The organism is Streptomyces sp. NPDC088794 (assembly GCF_044750545.1).
GTDB lineage: Bacteria > Actinomycetota > Actinomycetes > Streptomycetales > Streptomycetaceae > Streptomyces.
In genome coordinates this window covers 217,562-244,314 of sequence record NZ_JBIVKB010000016.1, presented here as the reverse complement: position 1 = coordinate 244,314, position 26,753 = coordinate 217,562, and the positions used below count along the sequence as shown (strand labels likewise).

The 26,753-nt window shown below is 70.1% G+C and carries 26 protein-coding genes and 1 other RNA gene; 21 read left to right on the top strand and 6 right to left on the bottom strand.

Annotation, left to right across the window (positions count from 1 at the left end; all coding sequences use genetic code 11):
• The first annotated feature begins 94 nt into the window (after positions 1-94).
• Both prfB and ACIP6U_RS37410 read left to right on the top strand, forming a co-directional pair.
• Positions 95-1,201 carry a peptide chain release factor 2 gene (gene prfB / locus ACIP6U_RS37415; protein ID WP_401727118.1) on the top strand — a complete coding sequence of 369 codons (1,107 nt, stop codon included), beginning with the start codon at positions 95-97 and terminating at the stop codon, positions 1,199-1,201.
• A 287-nt stretch (positions 1,202-1,488) separates the two neighbouring features.
• Entirely contained in the window at positions 1,489-2,091 is a 603-nt protein-coding gene (locus ACIP6U_RS37410) for a hypothetical protein (protein ID WP_401727116.1), read from the top strand.
• 99 nt (positions 2,092-2,190) lie between these two features.
• Here ACIP6U_RS37410 and ACIP6U_RS37405 read toward each other — a convergent pair whose 3' ends face one another.
• The gene (locus ACIP6U_RS37405; protein WP_124000348.1) at positions 2,191-2,382 is read right to left on the bottom strand and encodes a hypothetical protein; all 192 of its coding nucleotides are present in this window, start codon (positions 2,380-2,382) and stop codon (positions 2,191-2,193) included.
• 304 nt (positions 2,383-2,686) lie between these two features.
• Here ACIP6U_RS37405 and ftsE point away from each other — a divergent pair, with 304 nt between their 5' ends.
• The 5 genes from ftsE (at position 2,687) to ssrA (ending at position 6,698) form a co-directional block, all read left to right on the top strand.
• A complete protein-coding gene (gene ftsE, locus ACIP6U_RS37400; RefSeq protein ID WP_020132390.1) occupies positions 2,687-3,376 on the top strand; it encodes a cell division ATP-binding protein FtsE in 690 nt (229 codons plus the stop codon).
• Between the two features lie 36 nt (positions 3,377-3,412).
• Positions 3,413-4,333 (top strand): permease-like cell division protein FtsX, encoded by a 921-nt coding sequence (gene ftsX, locus ACIP6U_RS37395; RefSeq protein ID WP_401727113.1) that lies wholly within the window; start codon positions 3,413-3,415, stop codon positions 4,331-4,333.
• A 67-nt stretch (positions 4,334-4,400) separates the two neighbouring features.
• A complete protein-coding gene (locus ACIP6U_RS37390; RefSeq protein WP_401727112.1) occupies positions 4,401-5,579 on the top strand; it encodes a S41 family peptidase in 1,179 nt (392 codons plus the stop codon).
• Between the two features lie 58 nt (positions 5,580-5,637).
• Positions 5,638-6,186 carry an SsrA-binding protein SmpB gene (smpB, locus tag ACIP6U_RS37385; RefSeq protein ID WP_043679314.1) on the top strand — a complete coding sequence of 183 codons (549 nt, stop codon included), beginning with the start codon at positions 5,638-5,640 and terminating at the stop codon, positions 6,184-6,186.
• A gap of 124 nt (positions 6,187-6,310) precedes the next feature.
• Positions 6,311-6,698, top strand: a transfer-messenger RNA (tmRNA) gene (gene ssrA / locus ACIP6U_RS37380).
• A 64-nt stretch (positions 6,699-6,762) separates the two neighbouring features.
• On the opposite strand, the gene ACIP6U_RS37375 is transcribed toward ssrA, so the two are convergent.
• Positions 6,763-8,103, bottom strand: coding sequence for an MFS transporter (locus ACIP6U_RS37375; RefSeq protein WP_401727111.1), 1,341 nt, complete (start codon positions 8,101-8,103; stop codon positions 6,763-6,765).
• Positions 8,104-8,202: 99 nt separating this feature from the next.
• Between ACIP6U_RS37375 and ACIP6U_RS37370 the strand changes: the two genes are divergently transcribed.
• From ACIP6U_RS37370 to ACIP6U_RS37355, 4 genes are all read left to right on the top strand, one after another.
• Positions 8,203-9,165 carry a LysR family transcriptional regulator gene (locus tag ACIP6U_RS37370; protein ID WP_401727110.1) on the top strand — a complete coding sequence of 321 codons (963 nt, stop codon included), beginning with the start codon at positions 8,203-8,205 and terminating at the stop codon, positions 9,163-9,165.
• A gap of 298 nt (positions 9,166-9,463) precedes the next feature.
• Positions 9,464-10,312: a hypothetical protein gene (locus ACIP6U_RS37365; RefSeq protein WP_401727108.1), complete on the top strand. Its 849-nt coding sequence runs from the start codon at positions 9,464-9,466 to the stop codon at positions 10,310-10,312.
• Positions 10,312-12,504 carry a glycosyltransferase gene (locus tag ACIP6U_RS37360; protein WP_401727106.1) on the top strand — a complete coding sequence of 731 codons (2,193 nt, stop codon included), beginning with the start codon at positions 10,312-10,314 and terminating at the stop codon, positions 12,502-12,504. The genes ACIP6U_RS37365 and ACIP6U_RS37360 overlap by 1 nt, the downstream gene beginning before the upstream one ends.
• The gene (locus ACIP6U_RS37355; RefSeq protein ID WP_401727105.1) at positions 12,501-13,808 is read left to right on the top strand and encodes an acyltransferase; all 1,308 of its coding nucleotides are present in this window, start codon (positions 12,501-12,503) and stop codon (positions 13,806-13,808) included. Before ACIP6U_RS37360 ends, ACIP6U_RS37355 begins: the two co-directional genes overlap by 4 nt.
• 20 nt (positions 13,809-13,828) lie before the next feature.
• Here the strand turns inward: ACIP6U_RS37355 and ACIP6U_RS37350 are convergent, their stop codons facing one another.
• Complete coding sequence (locus ACIP6U_RS37350; protein ID WP_401727103.1) at positions 13,829-14,083, bottom strand: helix-turn-helix domain-containing protein; 255 nt, start codon at positions 14,081-14,083, stop codon at positions 13,829-13,831.
• Positions 14,083-14,697 carry a hypothetical protein gene (locus ACIP6U_RS37345; RefSeq protein WP_401727101.1) on the bottom strand — a complete coding sequence of 205 codons (615 nt, stop codon included), beginning with the start codon at positions 14,695-14,697 and terminating at the stop codon, positions 14,083-14,085. The genes ACIP6U_RS37350 and ACIP6U_RS37345 overlap by 1 nt, the downstream gene beginning before the upstream one ends.
• 186 nt (positions 14,698-14,883) lie before the next feature.
• On the opposite strand from ACIP6U_RS37345, the gene ACIP6U_RS37340 reads away from it, so the two are divergent.
• The 4 genes from ACIP6U_RS37340 to ACIP6U_RS37325 are packed head-to-tail and all read left to right on the top strand — an operon-like array spanning position 14,884 to position 17,841.
• Complete coding sequence (locus tag ACIP6U_RS37340; RefSeq protein WP_401727100.1) at positions 14,884-15,528, top strand: hypothetical protein; 645 nt, start codon at positions 14,884-14,886, stop codon at positions 15,526-15,528.
• The gene (locus ACIP6U_RS37335; protein ID WP_401727098.1) at positions 15,525-15,836 is read left to right on the top strand and encodes a hypothetical protein; all 312 of its coding nucleotides are present in this window, start codon (positions 15,525-15,527) and stop codon (positions 15,834-15,836) included. Before ACIP6U_RS37340 ends, ACIP6U_RS37335 begins: the two co-directional genes overlap by 4 nt.
• The gene (locus ACIP6U_RS37330; protein ID WP_401727096.1) at positions 15,833-17,224 is read left to right on the top strand and encodes a hypothetical protein; all 1,392 of its coding nucleotides are present in this window, start codon (positions 15,833-15,835) and stop codon (positions 17,222-17,224) included. Before ACIP6U_RS37335 ends, ACIP6U_RS37330 begins: the two co-directional genes overlap by 4 nt.
• An 8-nt stretch (positions 17,225-17,232) precedes the next feature.
• Positions 17,233-17,841 (top strand): hypothetical protein, encoded by a 609-nt coding sequence (locus ACIP6U_RS37325; RefSeq protein WP_401727094.1) that lies wholly within the window; start codon positions 17,233-17,235, stop codon positions 17,839-17,841.
• 6 nt (positions 17,842-17,847) lie between these two features.
• Here ACIP6U_RS37325 and ACIP6U_RS37320 read toward each other — a convergent pair whose 3' ends face one another.
• The gene (locus tag ACIP6U_RS37320) at positions 17,848-18,366 is read right to left on the bottom strand and encodes a hypothetical protein (RefSeq protein WP_401727093.1); all 519 of its coding nucleotides are present in this window, start codon (positions 18,364-18,366) and stop codon (positions 17,848-17,850) included.
• 192 nt (positions 18,367-18,558) lie between these two features.
• On the opposite strand from ACIP6U_RS37320, the gene ACIP6U_RS37315 reads away from it, so the two are divergent.
• Positions 18,559-19,911: a nitrate/nitrite transporter gene (locus ACIP6U_RS37315; RefSeq protein ID WP_401727092.1), complete on the top strand. Its 1,353-nt coding sequence runs from the start codon at positions 18,559-18,561 to the stop codon at positions 19,909-19,911.
• Positions 19,912-20,020: 109 nt separating this feature from the next.
• Complete coding sequence (locus ACIP6U_RS37310) at positions 20,021-21,184, top strand: uroporphyrinogen-III synthase (RefSeq protein ID WP_401727091.1); 1,164 nt, start codon at positions 20,021-20,023, stop codon at positions 21,182-21,184.
• Positions 21,185-21,236: 52 nt separating this feature from the next.
• Here ACIP6U_RS37310 and ACIP6U_RS37305 read toward each other — a convergent pair whose 3' ends face one another.
• Complete coding sequence (locus tag ACIP6U_RS37305) at positions 21,237-21,749, bottom strand: DUF1772 domain-containing protein (protein ID WP_401727089.1); 513 nt, start codon at positions 21,747-21,749, stop codon at positions 21,237-21,239.
• A 175-nt stretch (positions 21,750-21,924) separates the two neighbouring features.
• On the opposite strand from ACIP6U_RS37305, the gene ACIP6U_RS37300 reads away from it, so the two are divergent.
• From ACIP6U_RS37300 to ACIP6U_RS37285, 4 genes are all read left to right on the top strand, one after another.
• A complete protein-coding gene (locus ACIP6U_RS37300) occupies positions 21,925-22,521 on the top strand; it encodes a CGNR zinc finger domain-containing protein (RefSeq protein WP_401727087.1) in 597 nt (198 codons plus the stop codon).
• 329 nt (positions 22,522-22,850) lie between these two features.
• Positions 22,851-23,372, top strand: coding sequence for a sigma-70 family RNA polymerase sigma factor (locus ACIP6U_RS37295; RefSeq protein ID WP_010039908.1), 522 nt, complete (start codon positions 22,851-22,853; stop codon positions 23,370-23,372).
• Complete coding sequence (locus ACIP6U_RS37290; protein WP_401727085.1) at positions 23,372-24,187, top strand: anti-sigma factor family protein; 816 nt, start codon at positions 23,372-23,374, stop codon at positions 24,185-24,187. Before ACIP6U_RS37295 ends, ACIP6U_RS37290 begins: the two co-directional genes overlap by 1 nt.
• 69 nt (positions 24,188-24,256) lie before the next feature.
• Positions 24,257-26,665 carry a HelD family protein gene (locus ACIP6U_RS37285; protein ID WP_401727084.1) on the top strand — a complete coding sequence of 803 codons (2,409 nt, stop codon included), beginning with the start codon at positions 24,257-24,259 and terminating at the stop codon, positions 26,663-26,665.
• Positions 26,666-26,753 lie beyond the last annotated feature (88 nt).

Sequence of the window (26,753 nt, the reverse complement as noted above, 5' to 3'; positions counted from 1 at the left end):
CTCAGCCCCCGGTACCACGGCACGAAAGGCGCCGGTCACAGCTCAGGGACGCCTCACGACAGACCCCGGTTGCCACAGCCGTTAGGCTGGTGACGTGGCAGTCGTCGATGTATCCGAAGAGCTCAAGTCCCTCTCCTCGACCATGGAGTCGATCGAGGCCGTTCTGGACCTCGACAAGCTGAGGGCAGATGTCGCCGTGCTGGAGGAGCAGGCGGCCGCGCCGTCCCTGTGGGACGACCCGGAGGAGGCCCAGAAGGTCACCAGCAAGCTGAGCCACCTCCAGGCCGAGATCCGCAAGGCCGAGGCGCTGCGCGGCCGGATCGACGACCTCTCGGTGCTCTTCGAGATGGCCGACGAGGAGGACGACCCGGACACCCGTGCCGAGGCCGAGACCGAGCTCACCTCCGTCAAGAAGGCGCTGGACGAGATGGAGGTCCGTACGCTCCTCTCCGGCGAGTACGACTCCCGCGAGGCCGTCGTCACCATCCGCGCCGAGGCCGGCGGCGTCGACGCCTCCGACTTCGCCGAGAAGCTCCAGCGCATGTACCTGCGCTGGGCCGAGCGGCACGGCTACAAGACGGAGCTCTACGAGACGTCGTACGCGGAAGAGGCCGGCATCAAGTCGACCACCTTCGCCGTGCACGTCCCCTACGCCTACGGCACGCTCTCCGTCGAGCAGGGCACCCACCGCCTGGTGCGCATCTCGCCCTTCGACAACCAGGGTCGCCGCCAGACCTCCTTCGCGGGCGTCGAGATCCTCCCCGTGGTCGAGCAGACCGACCACATCGAGATCGACGAGTCCGAGCTGCGCGTGGACGTGTACCGCTCCTCCGGCCCCGGCGGCCAGGGCGTCAACACGACCGACTCCGCGGTCCGCCTCACCCACCTCCCCACCGGCATCGTGGTCTCCTGCCAGAACGAGCGCTCGCAGATCCAGAACAAGGCCAGCGCGATGAACGTGCTCCAGGCCAAGCTCCTTGAGCGCCGCCGCCAGGAGGAGCAGGCCAGGATGGACGCCCTCAAGGGCGACGGCGGCAACTCGTGGGGCAACCAGATGCGGTCGTACGTGCTGCACCCGTACCAGATGGTCAAGGACCTGCGCACCGACTTCGAGGTCGGTAACCCGGAGGCCGTTTTCAACGGCGAGATCGACGGGTTCCTGGAGGCCGGAATTCGCTGGCGCAAGCAGCAAGAGAAGTAACTTTGTCGACTTGACAACCCCTAAGCAACTGCCGTCCAAAGGGCGGCAGTTGCTTTATGTCTGGGTTTTACATCACAGTCACAGGCGCCAACCCACCGCATAGAGCCCTTAGTTGGACATTGCGCTCGCAACGGCCTTGACGTTGCTTTGAAAAATGGGAAAGGTGCGGAGTGGCATGCGTATCTCTGGGGCGCATGTGAACCGGGGGGCCTCCATTGAGCCACTCCCGTCGATCACGGCCCCGGGCGCTGCCTCACCGACGATCAGCTACTGGGGGTAGCAAGCATATGACGAAGAAGACGCGGATCCGTGTCGCACGGATAGCCGCGGGCGCGGTGATCGCCGCGGGCGCCTCGCTGACCGCCGCCGGTGCCGCTTCCGCGCTGGACATCACCGCGAGCGTGGACGGCAACGGAGCCAACGTGACCGTCGACGCCGGCCTCGACGACGAGACGCCGCCGGCGACCGAGCTCCCCACCGACCCGCCGACCACTCCGGAAGAGCCCACGGACCCGCCGACCACCGAGGTGCCGACGGACCCGCCGACCACGGACGACCCGACCGAGCCCACCCAGGAGCCGACGGAGCCCACCGAGGACCCGACGGACGACCCGACCGCCACGCCCACCGAGAGCAGCGGCACCGGGAGCGGTGGCAACAACGCCGACCCCAACGGCGGCTCCGACGCCTCCGCGCAGGACGAGGGCTCCTCCGCCCTCACCGACACGGGCTCGGACACCACGGCCCAGGGCGGCGGCGACGAGCTCGCCGAGACCGGTGCCGGCCAGACCGCGTTCCTGCTGATCGGCGCCGCGACCATGATCGCCGGCGGCATCGGCTTCCGTTTCCTGCCGCGCCTCGCGGGCGGCCGGGGCGGCGCTGCCGCCTGACGGTAGTCGCGCGCTCACGCAGCGTGTGTGACGACGTACGACGAGGGGCCCGGAGCGAGTATGTCGCTCCGGGCCCCTCGGGGTGTCTGAGGACCCGCGCTACGCGGTCTGGTGCGCCACCAGCGCGAACGCCGCGATCAGCACCGCGAGCAGTGCGATCAGCGCCATGGGGTTCAGTCCCGCGAAGAAGTTCTCCTGCTGCAGCCGCTCGCGGTTGGCACGGCACACATGGCACCGGCCCTCACTCACGGGCGACGCGCAGTTCGCGCACACCAGCCGGTCGTACGTCATGCGCGCCCTCCTTGCCCAATGGTTCCTAGGAGAGAACGCCCGTCGGTCGCCGAACGTTCCCTCCCTCCACTCTGCCAGGTTCCTCCGGAGGCTGCGCGGGGGTCGCCTCGTGGGGGTGGGTACCGGTTGTTTCGCGCCTGCGGGCCGGTGGGGGCCGGTCGCGCAGTTCCCCGCGCCCCTTTGGGCATCACCTGGGCTTGCACAAAAGGCACAACCCCTCCTCAACCACGACCGGAGCCTGCGCTCGCACACCCGACTCGCGTATGGTCACGCTCATCTACCCCCGGCGACCCGTGGTGCACCCGTGATCCGATTCGACAACGTCTCCAAGGTCTACCCCAAGCAGACCCGCCCCGCACTCAGGGATGTGTCCCTGGAAGTGGAGAAGGGCGAGTTCGTGTTTCTTGTGGGGTCCTCCGGCTCCGGAAAGTCCACCTTCCTGCGGCTGGTGCTCCGGGAGGAGCGGACCAGCCACGGCCAGGTGCACGTTCTGGGCAAGGACCTCGCGCGGCTGTCCAACTGGAAGGTGCCGCAGATGCGGCGCCAGCTGGGGACGGTGTTCCAGGACTTCCGCCTCCTGCCCAACAAGACGGTCGCCGAGAACGTGGCCTTCGCGCAGGAGGTCATCGGCAAGTCCAAGGGCGAGATCCGCAAGTCCGTGCCGCAGGTGCTCGACCTCGTCGGGCTCGGCGGCAAGGAGGACCGGATGCCCGGCGAGCTGTCCGGTGGTGAGCAGCAGCGCGTGGCCATCGCGCGCGCGTTCGTCAACCGGCCCAAGCTGCTGATCGCCGACGAGCCGACCGGAAACCTCGACCCGCAGACCTCGGTCGGCATCATGAAGCTGCTCGACCGCATCAACCGGACGGGTACGACCGTGCTCATGGCCACGCACGACCAGAACATCGTGGACCAGATGCGCAAGCGCGTCATCGAGCTGGAGCAGGGCCGCCTCGTCCGAGACCAGGCACGCGGCGTCTACGGCTACCAGCACTGACCGCTACCGTCCACGGAAAGGCCTGAAGAAGACGCCATGCGCGCCCAGTTCGTACTCTCCGAGATCGGTGTCGGTCTCCGCCGCAACCTGACCATGACGTTCGCCGTCGTCGTCTCCGTCGCCCTGTCGCTCGCCCTGTTCGGCGGGTCGCTCCTGATGAGCGACCAGGTCAGCACGATGAAGGGCTACTGGTACGACAAGGTCAACGTCTCGGTCTTCCTCTGCAACAAGAGCGACGCCGAGTCGGACCCCAACTGCGCCAAGGGCGCGGTGACGGACGACCAGAAGAAGGACATCCTCTCCGACCTGGACAAGATGACCACGGTCGTCCAGAAGGTCACGTACGAGTCGCAGGACGAGGCGTACGCGCACTACAAGCAGCAGTTCGGCGACTCGCCGCTGGCCAGCTCCCTGACGCCGGACCAGATGCAGGAGTCGTACCGCATCAAGCTGAAGGACCCGGAGAAGTACCAGGTCATCGCGACCGCCTTCGACGGCCGGGACGGCGTGCAGTCCGTGCAGGACCAGAAGGGCATCCTGGACAACCTCTTCGGGCTCCTCAACGGCATGAACTGGGCCGCCCGCGCGGTGATGGCCCTCATGCTCGTCGTCGCCCTGATGCTGATCGTCAACACGGTGCGCGTCTCCGCGTTCAGCCGTCGGCGCGAAACCGGCATCATGCGCCTGGTCGGCGCCTCCGGCTTCTACATCCAGGCCCCGTTCATCATGGAGGCCGCCGTCGCCGGACTGATCGGCGGGTCGGTCGCCTGCGGATTCCTGGTGGTGGCCCGGTACTTCATCATCGACCACGGCCTGGCCCTGTCCGAGAAGCTGAACCTCATCAACTTCATCGGCTGGGACGCTGTCCTCACCAAGCTCCCCCTCATCCTGGCCACGAGCCTGCTGATGCCGGCGCTTGCGGCGTTCTTCGCGCTGCGCAAGTACCTGAAGGTGTGACGCATGACAAGAGGGCCGTACGGTCAACCGCCCGTACGGCTCTTCGCGTTGTCCTAGACTCACCGGCATGTCAGGTCGAGACCTGTTCTGTCAGCCCCGCCGCAGGCGCCGTGGGGCCGCTCTGACATTGGTGTTCGCGAGTGTGCTGGTGGCCGGCGCGGCGACCGGGTCGTTGCCCGAGGGGGAGCGGAAGTCCGCTGCGGGGCAGGACCGTTCGACCACTCCGGCCAGTCGCCATGAGGATGTCGCCAAGGCCGCCGCCGATGCCATGGCCGACGGGAAGTCACCCATGGAGGCCGCCGAGCGGGCGGTCAGCCGCAGTGGGGACCGGTGGGGGGCCGTGTACTCCGAGGGGGAGTACGAGGAGTTCGAGGAGGCCCTCGACGGGCAGTACACCGGCGTCGGGCTCTGGGCCCGCCGGGAGCGGGACGGGCGGATCGAGGTGACCAAGGTGCAGTCCGGGTCGCCCGCGGCCGCCGCCGGGATCCGCAGGGGCGACCGGCTGCGCAGCGTCGACGGGGCGCACGTGGATGGGCGCCCGGTCACCGAGGTCGTCTCCTTACTGCGCGGCGACGCCACGGACGCGGCGGCCGGTACGGCGGTGAGGCTGGGCCTGGAGCGCGGCACGCACGCGTGGAGCGAGACGTTGCGGCGGGCCAAGCTGTCCACCGACTCGGTCACCGTGGAGCGGCTGGTCGGCGGGATCACCGTCATCAGGATCGCCGCCTTCACCAAGGGCTCCGGTGACGTCGTTCGCACCGCCGTCCAGCAGGCCCCCGCCGACGCCGGCGTCATCCTCGACCTGCGCGGCAACTCCGGCGGCCTGGTCACCGAGGCCGTCACCACCGCCTCCGCCTTCCTCGACGGCGGCCTCGTCGCCACGTACGACGTGGACGGCGAGCAGCGCGCCCTGCACGCCGATCCCGGCGGCGACACCACCAGACCCCTGGTCGCGCTCGTCGACGGCGGCACGATGAGCGCGGCCGAACTGCTCACCGGCGCGTTGCAGGACCGCGGCCGTGCGGTGGTCGTCGGCAGCCGCACCTTCGGCAAGGGCTCGGTCCAGATGCCGAGCAAGCTGCCCGGCGGCGGCGTCGCGGAGCTGACCGTCGGTCACTACCGCACCCCCTCCGGCCACACCGTCGACGGCCTCGGCATCACCCCCGACCTGGACGTCACCTCGCAGGGACAGGCGGCCGTCGAGCGGGCCGAGACCGTTCTGAGCGGGCTCGGGGACGCTTCGTAATCGACTTTCCCTCGGACCCCTCCGTAGTGCGAAAATGGACGGCACTATGAGCAAGGGAATGTACGTACCCAAGGAGTCCCAGCCCAAGCAGGGCGGCGGGGCCGCCGCCGGCAAGGCCAGGGACGGCGAGAAGGGCGGCAAGCGCAAGATCGTCGCCCAGAACAAGAAGGCCCGGCACGACTACGCGATCATCGACACCTACGAGGCCGGGATCGTCCTCTCCGGCACCGAGGTCAAGTCGCTGCGTGAGGGTCGGACCTCGCTGACCGACGGCTTCGTCCAGATCGACGGGGGCGAGGCGTGGCTGCACAACGCCCACATCCCCGAGTACCACCAGGGCACCTGGACCAACCACTCCGTGCGCCGCAAGCGCAAGCTGCTCCTGCACCGGGAGGAGATCGACAAGCTGGAGTCCAAGACCCAGGAGACGGGTCACACGATCGTGCCCCTTGCCCTGTACTTCAGCAACGGCCGGGCCAAGGCCGAGATCGCGCTCGCCCGAGGCAAGAAGGAGTACGACAAGCGCCAGACCCTGCGCGAGAAGCAGGACCGGCGGGAGTCGGACCGGGCGATCGCGGCGGCGAAGCGCAAGCAGCGCGGCGAGTAGCGGTCCTTCGTGCAGGCCGTCGCCGGGAATACGGTGGCCTCGACGCGCGTTGGTCACGTACGATGGCAACAGCACCCCACAGCGGGTGCGTATCCCTCTCCGGGGGGACTTGAAAAAACAACATGGGGATGATCGGTTTCGACAGCGGCTGTCGAATCAGGTGAAGCGTGTCGAGGAAGCGGCAATGATCTCGTTAACCATATGTCGCAACCAATAATCGCCAATTCCAAGAGCGATTCCCAGTCCTTCGCCCTCGCTGCCTAATAACAGCGACTGAAGGACCCTAAAAGGGTGTCAGCCCGGGAGTGTTCCCGACCCGGTCCCTGGCATAATCTAGGGAACTAAACCATCGAGCCCGGTCACGGGGTTCGATGGGAAATCAAACAGTGACTGGGCCCGTCGGCGACTTGTTCGCGTGATCACCGGGGCCGAGAAAATCACAGCGAACTGCACACGGAGAAGCCCTGCTTCTGCACCGGTGGACGCGGGTTCGATTCCCGCCATCTCCACTCATCCCATGTTTCTAATTGAATACAGCGACAAAGGCCCCGTCACTTTCGAGTGGCGGGGCCTTTGTCATGCCCCCTCGGCGTGCACGGCAGGCCGCCAGGCCAGGCAGATCATCAATGCCGTCGCCGCCGCGGTCACCGGTACGCCGAAGCCCGCCGTCGGCGATACGCGCTCCACCGTCCAGCCGCCGACCGCCGAGCCGCAGGCGATGCCCGCCAGCAGGCCGGTCACCGCGAGGGTCATGCCCTCGTTCAAGTGGCCTTCGGGGGTGCGCTGTTGGACCAGCGTCATGGTGGTGATCATCGTCGGGGCCGTCGCCATGCCGGAGATCAGCAGGGCGAGCGCCAGCAGCGGGAGCGAGTCCGTGCGGGCCGCGGCCAGCAGCGGGAGCGTGAGCAGGGCCGTCATCGCCGCCACGCACCAGGGGAGGCGGTGTGCCGCGGGACCCGTCGGCCGCAGGCCCCCGAACAGCAGGCCCGCCGCGCACGAACCCGCCGCCTGCAGGGCGAGGATCACTCCCGCCGCCGCCCGGTGGCCCTCGGTGTCCGCGAACGCGATCGTGACGACCTCCATCGAGCCGAACACCGCGCCCATGGCGAGGCAGCCGGCGAGGAGCGGCGGGATGCCGGGGGCCCGGAGCGGGGAACCGGTCAGCACGCGCGCGTGCACCGGCGGCTCCGTGGAGCGCTGTGCGGCGAACAGCAGCACGCCCGTCAGCAGCAGTCCCGCCCCGACCAGCGTGCCCGCTTCCGGGAAGAACGCCGAGCAGAAGAAGGCCGCGAGGACCGGGCCCAGCATGAAGCACAGCTCGTCGGCGGCCTGCTCGAAGGAGTTCGAGGTGTGCAGGGCGTCGTCGTCGCCCTTGAGCAGGTGGGCCCAGCGGGCGCGGGACATGCCGCCGGTGTTCGGGGTCGTCGCGGTGGCGGCGTAGGAGGCGAAGAGGGTCCAGGCGGGGGCCTCGTAGTGCACGCACAGCAGGAGTGCGAGGGAGCCGAGCGCGGCGATCGCCGTCGCGGGTACGGCGATCCGGGCCTGGCCGTACCGGTCGACGAGCCGCGCGGTCCACGGGGCGACGACGGCCGTGGCGGCCAGGCCGGTCGCGGTGACGGCGCCGGCGAGGGCGTACGAGCCGCGCGTGCCGGCGATCATCACCACCGCGCTGATGCCGAACATGCCCATCGGGAGGCGGGCCAGCAGGTTGCCGAGGGTGAAGGCGCGGGCGCCTGGGACGGCGAAGAGGCGGCGGTAGGGGCCGGGCGGGCGGGTGCGGTCGCGATGGCCGAAGCGCGGGCCGAAGTCGACGGCGACCATGGCGTCGGCGGTGACCGTGTAGAGGATCTTCCGGGGATCCGAGGGGTCCGGGCGCTTCGGGGCGTCCCACGGCGGCGGTGGAGTCGGTTGCGGCATGGGCATCACCGTCGCCCTCGGCCGAGCCACCGGTCCAACACCTTCTTCGGGCCGATTCACGCACTTTCGTTGTGAGTTGGCCCGCTGTAGGTTCGCCGGATGGCCGCTCACCTGGACACCCGCCTGCTGCGGGCCTTCGTCGTCGTTGCCGAGGAACTGCACTTCACACGGGCCGCGGCCCGGCTCTTCGTCGCCCAGCAGGCGCTGAGCCGGGATGTGCGGCGGCTGGAGCGGGAGTTGGGGGCCGACCTGTTCGTGCGGACCACCCGGCAGGTGACGCTGACGGCCGACGGGGAGCGGCTGCTGCCGTACGCGCGGCGGGTGCTCGCGGCGCAGGACGAGTTGCTCGCCGCGTTCGGTGAGGCCCGGCCGCTGCTCGTCGATCTGAACTCCCCGGGCCTGGTCACCGGGCGGCGGGTGCTGCACCGGGCCCGTGAACTCGCCCCGCAGTGCGAGCTGATGGCCCGCTTCGAGAGCGGTCTGACGGGGGCGGCCGGTGAGCTGCTCGCGGGGCGGCTCGACGCGTCCTTCGGGCGGTTCGCGGGCCTCGATCCGGTGCTGCGGACGCAGTTGGAGCAGCAGCCCGTGCGGTACGAGCCGATGGCTGTCGTGCTGCCCGAGGACCACCGGCTGGCCTCGCTGACCGAGGTGCCGCTGGCCGAGCTGGCGGGCGAGACCGTGTACGCCGGCGCGGGCAATCCCCGTACGCCGGAGTGGACGGATCTCGCGCGCCGGCTCTTCGAGGGGCGGGGTGTACGGATCGCTCCACCGATGCCGCTCGCGGTCGGGGACGAGGAGTTCGAGCGGATCATGGCCAAGATGCGGCGGCCGATTCTGGCCGTGGTGGATTTTCCGGCCATGCCCGCGACGGTCGTGCGCCCCCTGGTCGATCCCGTTCCCTGGTCACTCGTGTCACTGGTGTGGCGGAAGGGACTGGTGCACCCGGGCTTCGAAGCCCTCCGACGGGCCGCGGCGGAGCTCGCCGCCGCCGAGAGGTGGTTGCACCGGCCGGTGGAGGGGTGGATTCCAGCCATCGATCTGGACGCTGCCGGGACCAAGTAGTGACACGTGGCAAACACACAACCCGCACGTGCGCTACATTCTTCGCCTGAGCACTATGTGATAAATGGGGCGCTCGGATCGGGTGGGGGCTCGGTTCGACGACGGGTGCTCGGGTCGTGGCGCACCGGATCTGTCCCGTGGGGGGATGTACGTGCGCGTGAAGAAGTGGCGAGAAGACGCCCAACCGGAATGGCCCCGATCTGCATCAGAGGTGCGGGCCGCGCCGAGGTCGGCGGGTGACACCCAGACGTTTCCGGAGACGGGGTTCCCGGACGTCCTGGGGGCGCGAACAACCGGAGTGCCGGGCGGAGTCGGCGCCGATGCCGACGAGACCGAGCTGCTGAGACCGGCCGGATTCCCGGCGGACACGCGCACGGCCGCCCTGCGTGACCCCTGGGGGGAGTCCGCGGACGCCGAGCACACCCATGACCCGCACGAGGTGACCGTCCAGCTGGACGCCGTCAGCCTCCAGCAGGACATGCGTCTGAAGCAGGCGGCCGGTGCCCCGGACAGTGGCGCGGACGGCTCCGACGGGCCGGTCTTCGTCGACGAGTCGGGCCGCCGCAGCCGCCGGTTCCGCCGCCTGGGCATAGCCATCGGCCTGGCCTGCGCGGTCTACGCCGTCGTCATCGTCGCCACGCTGCTGTCCGGCAGCTCGGACGCGCCCTGGCTGCCCGTGCCGGGCCAGCAGGACGACCAGCCGGCCGGCCAGGTCGACACCACCCCGAGTCCGGGGGCGTCGGTCGAGCCCTCCGGCACCGGCAGCGTCTCGCCCGGCGCGACCCCGACCGCAGGCGCGGGCACCGTCCCGACGCCCGGCTCCACCGGCACCGCACCCGGCCTCGGCACCCGCACCGACGGCACCGGCGCCTCCGCCGACACCGAGCCGACGGCGACGAAGACCACCACGAAGCCGGGCACCGACCCGAGCGACCCCGATCCGTCGACCTCGGTGGTCGACCCGCCGGTCACCGAATCGACCGACCCCAGCCCCACCACCTCGCCCGACCCCAGCGTCTCCACGTCCGGAGGCGGCACCGGCGTCGTCCCCGGCACGGTCGCCGCCGGCCCCGGCGAACCCCGTCCGATCGCCGTGGACCCGAACGGTCCCGCGCCCCACTCCACGTCCCCGGAGCACATCCTCTGATGGCATCCCGCACCCGCCGTCACGGGGCCGCGCCCCCCGACAGCTCCCCGCGCCGCCGCCTGCCCATGCGTCTGCTGCTGCCCATGCTCGTCCTGGTCGCGCTGGTCGCGATGCTGATGCTGCGCGGCTACGTGCACAGCGAGATCCTCGCCGACCACCGGATCCAGCCCGAGGCCTCCACCGACAAGGTGCCGGAGAAGATCCTCGACGGCGGCCCGGTCATCGACACCCGCAGCGGCCGCACCACCAGCCTGGACGTGCCCGACCACCGGCTCGTCCTCACCTTCGACGACGGCCCCGACCCGACCTGGACGCCGAAGGTCCTGGACGTGCTGAAGAAGCACCACGCCCACGCGGTGTTCTTCGTCACCGGCACCATGACCTCCCGCTATCCGGAGCTGGTCCGGCGGATGATCGCCGAGGGCCACGAGGTCGGCCTGCACACCTTCAACCACCCCGACCTGTCCTTCCAGTCGAAGAAACGTATCGACTGGGAGCTCTCGCAGAACCAGCTGGCGCTCGCGGGCGCCGCCGGCATCCGCAGCTCGATCTTCCGGCCGCCGTACTCGTCCTTCGCCGACGCCATGGACAACAAGTCGTGGCCGGTGACGCAGTACATCGGCACCAAGGGCTACCTCACCGTCGTCAACAACACCGACAGCGAGGACTGGCAGAAGCCCGGCGTGCGGCAGATCATCCGCAACGCCACCCCCAAGGGCGGCAAGGGCGCCATCGTCCTGATGCACGACTCCGGCGGCGACCGGCACCAGACGGTCGAGGCCCTCGACCGGTTCCTGCCCGACATGCAGCAGAAGGGGTACGAGTTCGACAACCTCACCGAGGCCCTGGACGCGCCCAGCGCCTCGACCCCGGTCACCGGTGTCGAGCTGTGGAAGGGCAAGGCATGGATCTTCCTGGTCCGGGCCTCCGACGACATCACCGGCGTGATGGTGGTCGGCCTCGCGGTGATCGGCGCCCTGGTCATCGCCCGCTTCGTGCTGATGCTGCTGCTGTCGGGCGCGCACGCCCGCCGGGTGCGGCGCAAGAACTTCCGCTGGGGAGCGCCGGTCACCGAACCGGTGACGGTGCTCGTGCCGGCGTACAACGAGGCCAAATGCATTGAGAACACCGTGCGTTCGCTGATGTCGAGCGAGCATCCCGTCGAGGTGATCGTCATCGACGACGGCTCCAGCGACGGCACGGCGCGGATCGTCGAGGCGCTGGGGCTGCCCAATGTGCGGGTGGTGCGCCAGCTCAACGCGGGCAAGCCCGCCGCCCTCAACCGCGGTCTGGCCAACGCCCGTCACGACATCATCGTGATGATGGACGGCGACACGGTCTTCGAACCGGCCACCGTCCGCGAACTCGTCCAGCCCTTCGGCGACCCGCGCGTGGGCGCGGTCGCGGGCAACGCGAAGGTCGGCAACCGCGACTCCCTCATCGGCGCCTGGCAGCACATCGAGTACGTGATGGGCTTCAACCTCGACCGCCGCATGTACGACCTGCTGCGCTGCATGCCGACCATCCCGGGCGCGGTGGGGGCGTTCCGCAGAAGCGCGTTGGAGCGGGTCGGCGGGATGAGCGACGACACGCTCGCCGAGGACACCGACATCACGATGGCGATGCACCGCGACGGCTGGCGCGTCGTCTACGCCGAGAAGGCGCGGGCCTGGACCGAGGCCCCGGAGACGGTGCAACAGCTCTGGTCCCAGCGCTACCGCTGGTCCTACGGCACCATGCAGGCGATCTGGAAGCACCGCCGCGCGCTCGTGGAACGGGGTCCCTCGGGCCGCTTCGGGCGGGTGGGCCTGCCGCTGGTGTCGCTGTTCATGGTCCTTGCCCCGCTGCTGGCACCGCTGATCGACGTGTTCCTCATCTACGGCGTCGTGTTCGGCCCGACGGGGAAGACGATCGTGGCCTGGCTGGGCGTCCTGGCGATCCAGCTCGTGTGCGCCGCGTACGCCTTCCGGCTGGACAAGGAACGTATGACCCACCTCATCTCGCTGCCCCTGCAGCAGATCCTCTACCGCCAGCTCATGTACGTCGTGCTGCTCCAGTCCTGGATCACCGCGCTCACCGGTGGCCGGCTGCGCTGGCAGAAGCTGCGCCGCACGGGCGTGGTGGGGGCGCCGGGCGGCCCCGTGCCGAGCCGGTCCGGCCGCAGCAGCAGTGATCGGAGGCCCGTGGCATGACGCACGGATACACGACCGGTACCCCGGAGTCGACGCCGGCCTACGGGATCCCGTACCAGCCGGTTCCATCGTCGCGACCGGCGCCCGCGCCCGCTCCCGAGCCTGCTACGTCTTCTGCGTCTTCTGCGTCTTCCGCGAAGAAGCCGGGCCGCGACCGCTACCTCGACCTGCTGCGCTCCATCGCCCTGGTCCGGGTGGTCGTGTACCACCTGTTCGGCTGGGCCTGGCTGACGGTCGTCTTCCCCTCCATGGGCGTGATGTTCGCGCTGGCGGGCTCGCTGATGGCACGCTCCCTGAAGCGACCGGCGTGGGGTGTGATCCGGGGCCGGGTCCGCCGACTGCTGCCCCCGCTCTGGGTGTTCAGCGCGGTCGTGCTGACGATGATGTTCGCGGGCGGCTGGGACCTGTCGAAGGACCCGGACCACGGCGGCGTCTGGGGCGTGGTCGAACTCGTCAACTACGTCGTCCCGTTCGGCGCCCCGCCGTTCCCCTGGAGCGTCGGCTCCAAGTCGGGCCTGCTGGAGAACACCTGGGCGGTGCAGGCGGCGGGCGTGCTCTGGTACCTGCGCGCCTACCTGTGGTTCGTGGTGGCGTCCCCGTTGCTGCTGTGGGCGTTCCGCCGGGCCCCGTGGCCGACCCTGCTCGCGCCGCTGGGCCTGACCGCGATCGTGGGTACGGGCCTGGTCACGATCCCCGGTGAGACGGGCAACGCGGTCTCCGACTTCGCGGTCTACGGCGGCTGCTGGGTCCTCGGCTTCGCCCACTACGAGGGCCTGCTCAAGGAGATCCCGCGCTACATCTCCGTCTCCTGCTCGGCGCTGCTGATGGCGTTCGGCCTGTGGTGGGCGTCGGGCCATCTGGGCCCGGACGGCTGGGACCTGAACGACATCCCGCTGGCCCAGGCGGCCTGGTCCTTCGGTTTCGTGGTGATCCTGCTCCAGTACTCCCCGTCGTGGCAGGAGCTGCCCGGCCGGCTGGCGAAGTGGGACAAGCTGGTCACCCTCTCCAACAACCGTGCCGTCACGATCTACTTGTGGCACAACCTGCTGATCCTGGCCACGGTCCCGCTCATCGACCTCGCCTACGACCTGCCGTTCATGCAGGGCGACCGCGCGGTCTCCGCGCTCGACTCGACGTACAACCTCTGGATGTTCGTCCTGGTCTGGCCGCTGATCGGGCTCACGATCGTCGCGTTCGGCTGGGTCGAGGACATCGCGGCGAAGCGGAGCCCCCGGCTGTGGCCGAACGGGGCCGGCAAGCGCGGGCGCAGGGCGTCGAACAGGGCCGCTGTCCGCGCGAGTTAGCGGTCGACGGAGTGGGAGCTTTACCGAGACGGCTTGGGGCGATGGCTCAGCAGGTCTCCCGGCTGGCACTCGAGTACTTCACAGATCCGGGTGAGCGTGGTGAACCGGATCGCCTTCGCGCGGCCGTTCTTGAGGACCGAGAGATTCACGTTGGTCACGCCGACCCGGTGGGCGAGTTCGGTGAGAGTCATCCCGCGCTCGTCCAGGAGCCGGTCCAGATGCACCTCGATGTCGTGGCCCTCGGGCTCCTGGCCCTCCTGGTCGTCGGCCGCCATCAGACGACGCCTTCGAGGTCCTCGCGCATGACCGCGCCGGCCCGGGTGATCCGGGCGAAGGTGAGCAGCCCGAGGCCGGTGAGCACGGCCAGGTAGGGGGGCGACCACAGGCCCAGCCAGGTGCCCGCCGTGAAGTCCGCCGCCTGGGCGAGGTCCGCGAGCACGGCCGCTCTGGCGTTGGCCTCGATGATCTCGGCGACCAGGCTCCCGAGCAGCAGCCACCAGCCGAGGAGGCGTAGCCGGGTCGCCGTGCTCGCGGTGTAGACGCCGTCCCGGGCCGCGCCCTGGAGCAGCCGGTGCAGCAGGAAGAGGCCGCTGATCAGCAGCAACGTCGAGGGCAGTTCGCCGAGTTGGTTCAGCAGGCGCAGTGCTGTGGCGGGGTGCTGGGCGCAGTAGCGGGGGACGGAGTCGACCTGCGCTCCGGGCTCGGGGAGGAGACCCGTGGGGGCGTCCGAACTCGTGGTCGAGTCGTCGGTGACGCAGACGCTGACGTCCGCCAGGCCGCCGTGCACGACGCTGAGGATCAGCCCCGCCGCCACGAGGGCGAGCAGGGTGCGCAGGACCACGGACACGACCGTGGCCATGGGTTCGAGCAGCTTCCGGTCCTCGGGCACGCCGCACCGCCTCGCTTATCGTTTATCGATGTTATCGATAAACGATAAGCGCCGCGAGAGGCTCGGCGCAACCCGCTGGGAGGGCGTCGGAAGCCGTGACGGATTCATGTGCTCCCGGTGGATTTCGGCCGTCGATGGCTAAGATGCGCGAGGCATGACGGGGGCGGGAGAAGCACAGTGAGACAGGTGCCGAGTACAGAGCCGGACGCGGAGACGGTGTCCGAAGGAGTGTCGGGGGCGGCGGTCCCGGTGTTCGGGCTGATCACGCCCGGGGACTGGTACCGCATTCCGCTGCGGCCGCGGGAGCGCCGTGAGGCGTCCATGAGCGCGCTGATCAAGCGGCAGTTCGCCGGGGTCGACGACCAGCCGGTCCTGCGCCGGAAGGTGGAGGAGCAGCTGCGCGGGACCGCCGAGGCGGGCGTCGGGCAGGGCGGGGTCGTGCTGTACCTGTCCTTCCTCGAAGCCGGCGGCATCCCGCTGTCCGCCTCGCTGCTCGTCTCCCACCTGCACCAGAGGTTCGACAGCCTCGACGCCGTCGCCGCGCTGGCCGGCACCGGCGAGGTCGGCGTGGTCACGCTGCCGGAGGCGGGGCGCGTGGCCCGGCTGCTGCGGCGGCAGCGCACCAAGCAGGCACGGAAGCTGGGTTCCGAGTTCGAGGACACCGTCGTCGAGTACTTCGTGCCGGTGCCGGACCGTGACGAGGTGCTGATGCTGACGTTCAGCACGCCGTTGGAGCCGATCGCGGACGCCATGGTGGGCCTGTTCGACGCGGTGGCCGAAACCCTGCGCTGGCAGCGCCCGGCCGAGGAGACGAAGGGGGAGCGGGAGTGAGTGGCGACGAGGGGAAGCTCAAGGTCTCCACGGACGATCTGCACACGGCCGGGACCGGCCTGCGGACGGTGGCGACCGAGCTCGACGGGCTCGACAAGCTGATGGACGCCTACGACCTGCGCACGGTCGGGCACAAGCAACTGCACGAGCGGTTGCAGGACTTCTCGGACGGCTGGGACGACAACCGCAAGAAGATGATCGAGGAGATCCAGGGCCTGGGCACCCTCGCCCACGAGGCCGGCAAGGCCTACAAGGAAGTCGACACCGCGCTGTACGACGCGCTCGTGGGCAAGGGGAAGCAGCAGTGACCCGGCCCGCGGACCAGCGCTGGGAGGTCCTGGGGGAGCCCGCCGACCCGGTGCCCGGCGATGTCACGGACCTCACGGCGCTCGCCCGCCGGTTCGAACTCACGGCGAAGACCATCTCCGACACCGCCGAGGCGCTGCGCCGGCTCGGCAACCTGGAGAGCTGGGACTCCAAGGCGGGCCGCGCCTTCGCCGAGAAGGCGACCGACACGGCGAAGACGGTCAGCAAGGCGCACGACCGGTACGCCGACGCCTCCTCCGCCCTGAAGACGTACTACACCGAGCTCGAATCCGTGCAGACCGAGGCCGACAAGCTCCTGCACCAGGCCGAGACGAAGAGCGGTGACCTGACGACGGCCGCCTCCAAGGCCGACCACCCGCCCAAGGGCACCGACGCGGCCGGGCAGAAGACACTCGACAAGTCGGTGACCGACCTCCAGAAGGGCCTGGACGGACTGCGCGATCAGCTCTCCCCGCTGAAGACGCGCCACAAGAACGCGGGCGACAAGGCGGCCCGCGCCATCCACGACACCACCGAGCACGACGGCCTGAACGACTCGTGGCTGGACGACCTGCGCGACACCCTCAATCTCGTCGCCGACATCGCGGGAGCCGTCGCCGCGGTCTGCGGGGTGCTCTCGCTGCTGGTCGGCTGGATCCCGGTGATCGGCCAGGCCCTGGCCGGGGTGCTCGGCACCATCGCCCTGGTGGCGACGTGCGTATCACTGGTCTGTCACGTCCTGCTCGCCATCAACGGCGACGGGTCCTGGGGCGATGTCGCGATGGACGTCCTCAGCCTCGCGACCTTCGGCGTCGGGCGCGTCTTCTCCGCGGGCGGCAAGGCCGCCGCCGCGGTCGGCCGCAGCCGGGTCTGGACGGCCGCGACCGAGTACGTCAGAAGCTGGAACCCGGCCATGTCCTCCGCCGCGCGCCGGGTGCTGGTCGAGTCGATGGTCGGCCCGCGAGCCGGTGCCACGGCCCGCGCTGCCCTGCCCGACGTGTCGCTCTCGGCCGCCTTCCGAGGGCTGCCGCGCTCCTTCGCGGACGACCTGGGCGCCATCCGCGGCAACTGGCGGGACGCCTTCAAGTTCGGCGACAACCTCTCCGCGGCCCGCGACGCCTACTCCGCGGCCGGCCCGCGCGGCCTGGCCAGCATGTACGCCGGTCCCGGCATGGTCGACGAGCTGGCCCGCATCAAGAACATCGACCCGACCGACCTGAACTTCATCGGTACGCCGGACGCCTTCAAGCAGGCCATGAACTACAACTCCCTCGCCCTGGGCGGCACCGGGGTGGGCGCGACGGCCGACAGCTACCAGTTCGCCGGGCTGTTCGGCGGCGACGACGCGCCGTCCGTCACCGGCCCCGACGCGTCCCTGGCCGGGAAGTGAGCGGCGCGATGAAAGCCACGGAAGCCATGGAAGAGCCCGGCGCCGACTGGACCGAGTGCCAGGTCGCGCTGCCCGCCCTGCAGAACTGGCTGGTCCTCGACCTGGCCACCGAGGACCCCGAGTCCTGGGCCCGCGGCCTCGCCGCCGAGCACCTCGACAGCGGGGCCCGCCCGGAGTGGCAGGAGGCCTTCGCGACCGACCTCCTCTGGTACTGGGGCGCCGCCCGACGGCAGGGCGCCCTGTGCGCGGCCCTGCTGGCACCGGCCGACGGCGCGGTCATGGCGAGCTGCACCGTGCGCGAGCTGAAGCTTCCGGCCCAGTACCTGAGCGTCGCCGCGCTGCGCGCCGAAGTGGCGCTCGCTGAGGGGCCGTTCTTCGGCTCCCAGGACGTCACGGAGGTCGACCTCCCGCTGGGACCGGCGTTGCGTGTGCACCGACTGGAACCCACGGACCCCGAGTCCGACACCGGCGGCATCACGGAAGGCGTCGCCCACTACGTCCTGCCGAGTCGGTACCCCACGGCGCTGGAGTGCCGGCTGCTGTGGTCGACGCTCGGCTTCGGCGAGGAACTGGAGAAGGTGGCCGACGAGTTGGCGCGGTCAGTCACTCTGACGTGACCGGAGTCAGCCCGCCTCGCGGGACCGGAGTCCGAGCCGCTCCCTGGGGATCATCGCCAGTGGCATCCAGCTGAAGCCGATCGCGAACACGGCGACGGTGGTCGTGACCGTCTTCGGGAGCACCCACCCGAGCTGGGCCACGATCACCGCGAGGACCAGCCCGTACACGTCGAAGGCCAGCAGCGCGAGCAGCTTCCGCCCGGCCGCACCGGCGCCCACCCTGGGTGTCTCCTCGTTGCCCTTCGCCATCCCGAACACCACCACCGGCAGTACGAACCCGGTGAGCGCGCCGGCCGCGATGCCCCCGACCACCAGGGCGTTCCGCCCGTCGTCGGGCACGATCGAGGACAGGGGCGCCGCGTCCGCCGCGGCCAGGACCAGCGCCACCGCCACGAACGCGCCGAGCAGCGTGGTCAGCAGCACGGCGACCAGCGCGCACGCGAAAGCGATGTTTCCGCTGAGGGACCGCTGGGACCGCTGAGCGCTCTGCGCTGTCGAGCGGGCGGAACTCGGCTCGGCGGACATGGGCTCTCCTGCTCGTGTGGGGGTCGGCTAGAGGATAGCCGTCACCACTTCGCACGCTGGCGACCTCTCACCCCCTCCTCGCGCCAGGTGAGAGCAACGTTCCTTTCCGGTCACCGGGTGCCACAGCGCGGAAACGCGCTCTCCCTACCTTCGGGGCATGCCCGAGCCCAGGAATGCCCCCGTGGAGGCGTCATGACAGCCGCTGGTAAGTGGATCGAGCACTGGGATCCCGAGGACGAGACCTTCTGGCGCGAGAAGGGGGAGAAGATCGCCCGGCGCAATCTCCTCTTCTCCGTCCTGTCCGAGCACATCGGCTTCTCGATCTGGACCCTGTGGTCCGTGCTGGTGCTCTTCATGGGCCCGGAGTACGGGCTCACCCCGGCCGACAAGTTCCTGCTGACCTCGATGGTCACCCTGGTCGGCGCGGTCGCCCGGGTGCCCTACACCTTCGCGGTCGCGATCTTCGGCGGCCGTAACTGGACGATCGTCTCGGCGGCCCTGCTCCTCGTCCCGACGATCGCCGCGTTCGTGGTGATGGAACCGGGCACGTCCTTCTCGACCTTCCTGTGGGTCGGCCTCCTCGCCGGCGTCGGTGGCGGCAACTTCGCCTCCTCCATGACCAACATCAACGCCTTCTTCCCGCTGCGGAAGAAGGGCTGGGCGCTCGGCCTCAACGCGGGCGGCGGCAACATCGGCGTACCGGTCATCCAGCTCGTGGCACTCGCCGTCATCGGCGCGAGCGGCGGTCCGCGTGTGCTGCTCGGTATCTACATCCCGCTCATCGTCATCGCCGCCACGCTCGCCGCGCTCTTCATGGACAACCTGGAGAACGTGAAGAACGACACCGGGGCCGCCAAGGACGCGGTGCGGGACGCGCACACGTGGATCATGGCGTTCCTCTACATCGGGACGTTCGGGTCGTTCATCGGCTACGCCTTCGCCTTCGGCCAGGTGCTCCAGGTCCAGTTCGGGCGGACCCCGCTCCAGGCCGCGTACCTCACGTTCATCGGTCCGCTGCTCGGCTCGCTGATCCGGCCGTTGGGCGGCTGGCTCGCCGACAAGTACGGCGGCGCGAAGATCACCCTCTACAACTACGTCGGCATGGCCGCCGCGACCGCCGTCCTGATCGTCGCCAGCATGGAGAAGTCGCTGCCCCTGTTCGTCACCGTGTTCATCGTCCTGTTCGTACTCAGCGGGCTCGGCAACGGGTCGACGTACAAGATGATCCCCGGCATCTTCCAGACCAAGGCCCTCGCCAAGGGTCTTGAGGGGGAGGCGGCGGCCGCCTACGGGCGGCGGCTCTCCGGGGCCTCCATGGGCCTCATCGGCGCGGTGGGCGCGCTCGGCGGGGTCGGCATCAACCTCGCCTTCCGCCAGTCCTTCCTCAACTCCGGTTCCGGCACCGGCGCCTTCGTGGTCTTCCTCGCCTTCTACGCGGCCTGCTTCGCGGTGACGTGGGCCGTATACCTTCGCCGCCCGGCCACCGCGGCCCGCGCCACGGCTGCCGCAGAGTCGAAGCCCCAGCTCAGCTATGCCGAGGTGTGACGTAACACCGGCGACATGAAGCCGAACCGAGCCTGTCACGAGCGGTTGACAGGCTCGGTCGTTACGCGGGCCAGCCAACTTGAGCCGAAAGACCGGCCCTAGGAGTTCCATGTACGAGCAGCAGCAACAGCCGCCGGATCACGCCCCGCACGGACCTCTCGCCGGGTTCACCGTTGGGGTGACGGCCGCGCGTCGCGCCGACGAGCTGGGCGCGCTGCTCCAGCGTCGTGGCGCCGCCGTGCTGCACGCGCCCGCCCTGCGGATCGTGCCGGTCGCCGACGACAGCGAGCTGCTGGCCGCGACGAAGGGCCTGATCGACCGGGCGCCGGACGTTGTGGTGGCGACCACGGCCATCGGCTTCCGGGGCTGGGTCGAGGCGGCCGACGGGTGGGGGCTCGGGGAGGCGCTCCTGGACCGGCTGCGCGGGGTGGAGCTGCTCGCCCGCGGGCCCAAGGTCAAGGGGTCGATCCGGGCCGCCGGGCTGACCGAGGAGTGGTCGCCGTCCAGCGAGTCGATGGCCGAGGTGCTCGACCGGCTGCTGGAGGAGGGCGTCGACGGGCGTCGTATCGCCGTACAGCTGCACGGCGAGCCGCTGCCCGGGTTCGTGGAGGCGTTGCGGGCCGCGGGCGCCGAGGTGGTGGGCGTTCCGGTGTACCGGTGGATGCCGCCGGAGGACATCGGGCCGGTGGACCGGCTCCTCGACGCCACCGTATCGCGGGGCGTGGACGCGCTGACCTTCACCAGCGCGCCCGCCGCGGCCTCCCTGCTGAACCGGGCCGAGAAACGCGGGCTGCTGCCCGAACTCCTCGCCGCCCTCCACCACGACGTCCTGCCGGCCTGCGTCGGCCCGGTCACCGCGCTGCCCCTCCAGGCCCACGGCGTCACCACGGTCTCGCCCGAACGCTTCCGCCTGGGCCCCCTGGTGCAGGTCCTGTGCCAGGAACTCCCGAGCCGCGCACGGTCGTTGCCGATCGCCGGCCACCGGGTGGAGATCCGCGGCCACGCGGTCCTCGTCGACGGGGCGCTGCGTCCCGTACCGCCCGCGGGTATGTCTTTGTTGCGCGCCTTGTCCCGCCGCCCGGGCTGGGTGGTGGCCCGCGCCGAGTTGCTACGAGCCCTGCCCGGTGCCGGTCGTGACGAGCATGCGGTGGAGACGGCAATGGCTCGCCTGCGAACGGCACTTGGTGCGCCGAAGCTGATCCAGACGGTGGTGAAGCGGGGGTATCGGCTGGCGTTGGATCCGGCCGCTGATGCCAAGTACGCGGACGTGTAAGCCTGGGGGCTGCCGCCCCCAGACCCCCGCTTCGGCCTGAACGGCCTCGTCCTCAAACGCCGGACGGGCTGAGCGTTGCTGACGTCCGCCGTGCAGCGCCGAACAGCACCAACCCCCGCGCCAACAACCCCATCGCCACCGTCGACCCCGCCGCCCGCACGACGTTCCACGCCACCCACGGGTCCTCGAAGTGCTCGCGGGCCGCGGTCGGGTCGGTCATGTCCGCGAGGTCGTTGTTGAGCGGGATGTTGACGACGACGGTGATCAGGAAGACCAGGGCGTATGCCAGGAAACCCGCCCACACCCACCACCGGTACGGCTGCCGACGCAGTTGCCACGCCGAAACGGCGGACAGCGCCAGCGCGCCCATGAAGCTGAGGAAGAACACCGGGTTCTGGATCACGTCGTTGATGTCCCGCATGACGTCGACGAAGATCCGGTCGTCGCTGCGGGCCAGTGCCGGCATGATCGCGCAGGCGAAGGTGTAGAAGAGCCCGGCGATCAGGCCCATGGCGACCGTGGCCGCGCCCAGTACGAGTCCGGAAGCTGTCCTGTTCTGTGTCATGCCTCCAGTCAACGGACCCCGGCCCGCCCCGGACATCGCCGAGACGCGCACCCGCATAAGCGCCCGTCCACGGGTCCTGTGGGTATGAGGGGTTCCGGCCACGGGAGCGGGAAGGCACTGTATGAGGGAACGGTTCCTCTGCCCTCAGCTTCCCGAGCCAGGCGGTGACAGGCACATGGCACTGGGTACGGCCACGGTCGCGTACGAACTCCGGTACGACGCCGGACGGGTCTGTCTCGACCTGCTCGCGACCTCTCATCCCGAGGAACGGTTCGACTCCGTGGAGGTTCTGTGCGCGTGGATCACCGGCGCGGGCCTGGTCCCACCGGGCGTCCCGCTGACCCACGCCGGCCCGTCCTGGCTGGTCGACTTCCGTGAACTGCGCGGACAGATCGGACAGTTGGTCGGTGGGGCGGTGGCCACGCCGCCCAGGCCGACGTACGACATCGCGCTCGCCCGCGTGAACGGGATCGCCCGGGTCGCGCCGCCCGCCCCGCGGGCCGTGCGCGGCGAGGACGGGGCGCTGGTGCGGGAGTTGGACGGGCCGCCCGAGTGCGCGGCGCTGCTCGGGGCGATCGCGCGGGACGCCGTTGAGCTGCTCACCGACCCGGTCGCGCGGGCCGGACTGCGGCAGTGCGAGGGCGACAACTGTCCGATCTTTTATGTCGATTCGTCCCGGGGCCGCAGAAGGCGCTGGTGCTCCAGCGAGGTCTGCGGAAACCGCGAAAGAGTCGCCCGGCACCGTCGGCGGGCGGCACTCGCCCGAGCCTAGGTGTCCGGTAAGCGGCTTCTGTGGGGGGAGTGCGGTCATGTTGTCGAAGTGATTTCGACAACACTGTGTTTGGTCCGAATATGCCAATGGCACCTGACCCCAGAGAGGCGATGTGGTGGAAATGTAAAGATCGCGCGGTAGGAATGTGCACCCATGTCCCCCTCGTCATGACACCCCGGAGAAAACTGTCGCCTCCCGTTGAACATGACGGAGACCACATCCGTACCTGTGGAGGAGCGACCGACTGGGGGATCCCCCGGACACCGGAGGTGGGCGTGCGCAAGGATTCCGTCGTGGCCAATGAACGTGGATCGAGGGCCCGACATCGCATGTCCCAGCCCTCGGAACCTGATGAGGAGCTGATGCGTGCCCTCTATAGAGAGCATGCCGGACCTCTCCTTGCGTACGTACTCAGGCTGGTCGCCGGAGATCGGCAGCGAGCAGAGGACGTCGTGCAGGAGACACTCATCCGTGCCTGGAAGAACGCCGGTCAGCTCAATCGAGCGACCGGATCGGTACGCCCCTGGCTGGTGACGGTCGCTCGCCGCATCGTCATCGACGGCCACCGCAGCCGGCAGGCCCGGCCGCAGGAGGTCGATCCGTCGCCGCTGGAGGTCATCCCCGCGGAGGACGAGATCGACAAGGCGCTGTGGCTGATGACGCTGTCTGACGCGCTCGACGACCTGACCCCGGCCCACCGGGAGGTGCTCGTCGAGACGTACTTCAAGGGGCGTACCGTCAACGAGGCGGCTGAGACGCTCGGAATTCCCAGTGGCACCGTGCGCTCACGCGTGTTCTACGCGTTGCGCTCGATGAAGCTGGCACTGGAGGAGCGGGGGGTGACGGCGTGATGAGTGTTTACGGGGGAAACCAGGGATTCGGCACAGGTGGTTCGGGTATGTCTGGCTCCATGATGGGATCTCCGGGCCCGAACGAACACGAAACCGTCGGGGCCTACGCACTCGGAATCCTCGATGACGCCGAGGCGACCGCCTTCGAAATCCACCTCGCCACCTGCGAGTGGTGCGCCCAGCAGCTCGACGAGCTGGCCGGGATGGAGCCGATGCTGGCCGCCCTCGCGGACCTGCCCGGCACCGGCACCCCCGCCATCGGCGAGTCTCTCTCCGCCAAGCCGAGCCCTCGGCTCGTGGAGAAGCTGGTCGACGACGTCGGCGAGCGCCGTGCCCTCAAGCGGCGGCGCAGCTTCTACATGGTGGCGGCAGCGGCGGCACTGATCATCGCCGGTCCGCTGGCGGCGATCGCGGTGAACGGCGGCGACTCGGGCGGCGGCACGTCGGACGAGGCCGGCGCCAAGGCGGCCTTCACCACCCTCTCCGACAAGGTCTCCGCGACCGACTCCTCCACCAAGGTCAAAGCGACCGTCGCGATGGAGAAGAAGGACTGGGGCACCTGGGGTGTCGTCGAACTCAGTAACGTCAAGGGCCCGTTGAAGTGCTCACTCATCGCCGTCGGCAAGAACGGCGAGCGCGAGACGATGTCCACCTGGTCGGTCCCGAAGTGGGGCTACGGCATCCCGAACGCCAAGACCGAGCAGGCCAAGGCACCCCTCTACGCCCAGGGCGGGGCCGCTTTCCAGCCCAACGAGATCGATCATTTCGAGGTCATGACCTTCGACGGCAAGAAGCTCGTGGCAGTAGACGCGTAGTGAACGTAGCTTCCACCGGCCCCCTTCGCGTACGGTTGACGGCTGCCCAGCACGTCAGAAGGGGGCCCGGTGGCCGCACAGGCTCAGCAGGAAACCGCGGTCGACGCCGCAGCGGATTCGGTCCGCGATCGCGAGATCAGCGTCGAACAGAAACATCTCGACCGGGTGTACCAGCGCCTTGAGGAGAAGATCCACGAGGCCGAGTTCCTGATGAACGACGCGGCCAAGCGTGGCCAGGTCGGCACGCCCGGCGCGCTCGCCGAGCGGGACGCCCAGGTCTTCCGGGCCGGCATCCACCTCAACAGGCTCAACAACGAGTTCGAGGACTTCCTCTTCGGCCGGATCGACCTGCTCCTCGGCAAGGACGGCAAGAAGGGGCCCGACGGCGCCTACACCGCCGTGGAACCCGCCGAAGGCGCCGTACGGGACGACAACACCGCCGACATCGCGGAGACCCTGCACATCGGACGCATCGGCGTCCTGGACTCCGAGTACGCCCCGCTGGTCATCGACTGGCGGGCGCCCGCGGCGGCGCCGTTCTACCGGTCCACCCCGGTGGACCCGGGACGGGTCGTGCGGCGCCGGGTGATCCGCTCCAAGGGACGCAAGGTGCTCGGCGTAGAGGACGACCTCATGCGCCCCGAGCTGACCGCCCTGCTGGACGGGCAGCAGCTGCCCGTCATCGGTGACGGCGCCCTCATGGCCGCCCTCGGCCAGGCCCGCGGTCACACCATGCGGGACATCGTCGCCTCCATCCAGGCCGAGCAGGACCTGGTCATCCGCGCCCCCGCCGCCTCCGTGACGTATGTCGAGGGCGGTCCCGGGACGGGGAAGACGGCGGTGGCGCTGCACCGCGCCGCCTACCTGCTCTACCAGGACCGGCGCCGGTACGCGGGCGGCATCCTCATCGTCTCGCCCACCCCGCTGCTGGTCGCCTACACCGAGGGCGTCCTGCCCTCCCTCGGTGAGGAGGGCCAGGTCGCGATCCGGGCGATCGGCTCGCTGGTCGACGGCGCCGAGGCCACCCTGTACGACGCCCCGGCCGTGGCCCGCGCCAAGGGCTCCTACCGCATGCTCAAGGTGCTGCGGAAGGCCGCCCGCGGGGCGCTGGAGCAGGGGCGTCCGGGTGCCGCCGGCTCCGCCCGGCCCGCCGCCGGCCAGCTGTCCTTCGGCGACGACTTCGGTGACGGTCCCGGCGGGGACTCGCCCGAGACCGACCCGCGCGGACCGGTCTCCACCTCCCGGCTGCGCGTGGTCGCCTTCGGGCGCCGCCTGGAGCTGGAGGCGGACGCGCTGGAACGTATCCGCCAGAACGCGCTCAGCGGTACCGCCCCCGTCAACCTGCTGCGCCCGCGCGCCCGCAAGCTCCTCCTGGACGCCCTGTGGGCCCGGTCCGGCGCGGGCACCCGGCACACCGACCCGGAACTCGCCGCCGAACTGCGCTCGTCCTTCGACGAGGACATCACCGCGGAGGACGCGTTCACGGCGTTCCTGGACGCCTGGTGGCCCGAGCTGACCCCCAGAGCCGTCCTCGACGCGATGGCCGACGAGCGGCGCCTGGGCCGCTGGGCGCGGCGGATCCTCAACCCCGGCGAGATCCGCCGGGTGGCCCGCTCGCTGCGCCGGGACGGGTACTCCGTGCACGACATCGCCATGCTCGACGAGCTCCAGGCGATCCTCGGCGTCCCGACCCGCCCCAGGAAGCGGCGCGAACTGGACCCGCTGGACCAGCTGACGGGTCTGGAGGAGCTGATGCCGACCCGCGAGGAGACGCAGTGGGAGCGGGCCGAGCGGCTCGCCCAGGAGCGCACCGAGTACGCGCACGTCATCGTCGACGAGGCCCAGGACGTCACCCCGATGCAGTGGCGCATGGTCGGCCGCCGCGGCCGGCACGCCACCTGGACGGTCGTCGGCGACCCGGCCCAGTCCTCCTGGTCCGACGTGGACGAGGCGGCGGAGGCCCGCGACGAGGCCCTGGGCACCCGCCCGCGCCGCCGCTTCCAGCTCACCGTCAACTACCGCAACCCCTCCGAGATCGCCGACCTCGCCGCGAAGGTGCTGGCGCTGGCCATGCCCGGCTCCGAGTCACCACGGGCGGTGCGCTCCACCGGCGTACAGCCCCGCTTCACCGTCGTACGGGAATCCCTGGCGCAGACCGTCCGGGCCGAGGCCGACCGGCTGCTCGGGCTCGTCGACGGCACGGTCGGCGTCGTCGTCGCGATGAACCGCCGCGAGGAGGCGGCGCGCTGGCTCGCCGGGCTGGGCGACCGGGTGGTGGCCCTGGGCAGTCTGGAGGCCAAGGGCCTGGAGTACGACGCGACGGTCGTCGTCTCCCCGGCCGAGATCGCGGACGAGTCACCGGCCGGACTGCGGGTGCTGTACGTCGCGCTCACCCGCGCCACCCAGCAGCTGACGGTCGTCTCCGCCGACCGGGACGAGCCGGACGCGTCCGGCGTGCCCGATCTGCTGAGGGACTGATTCCTGTGAACTCCCCGTACGGGAATGGTCTTACGGGATCTGTTTGTTAGCCTGGACGTGACACCGGCCCGATCCAAGCCCCCGGGCC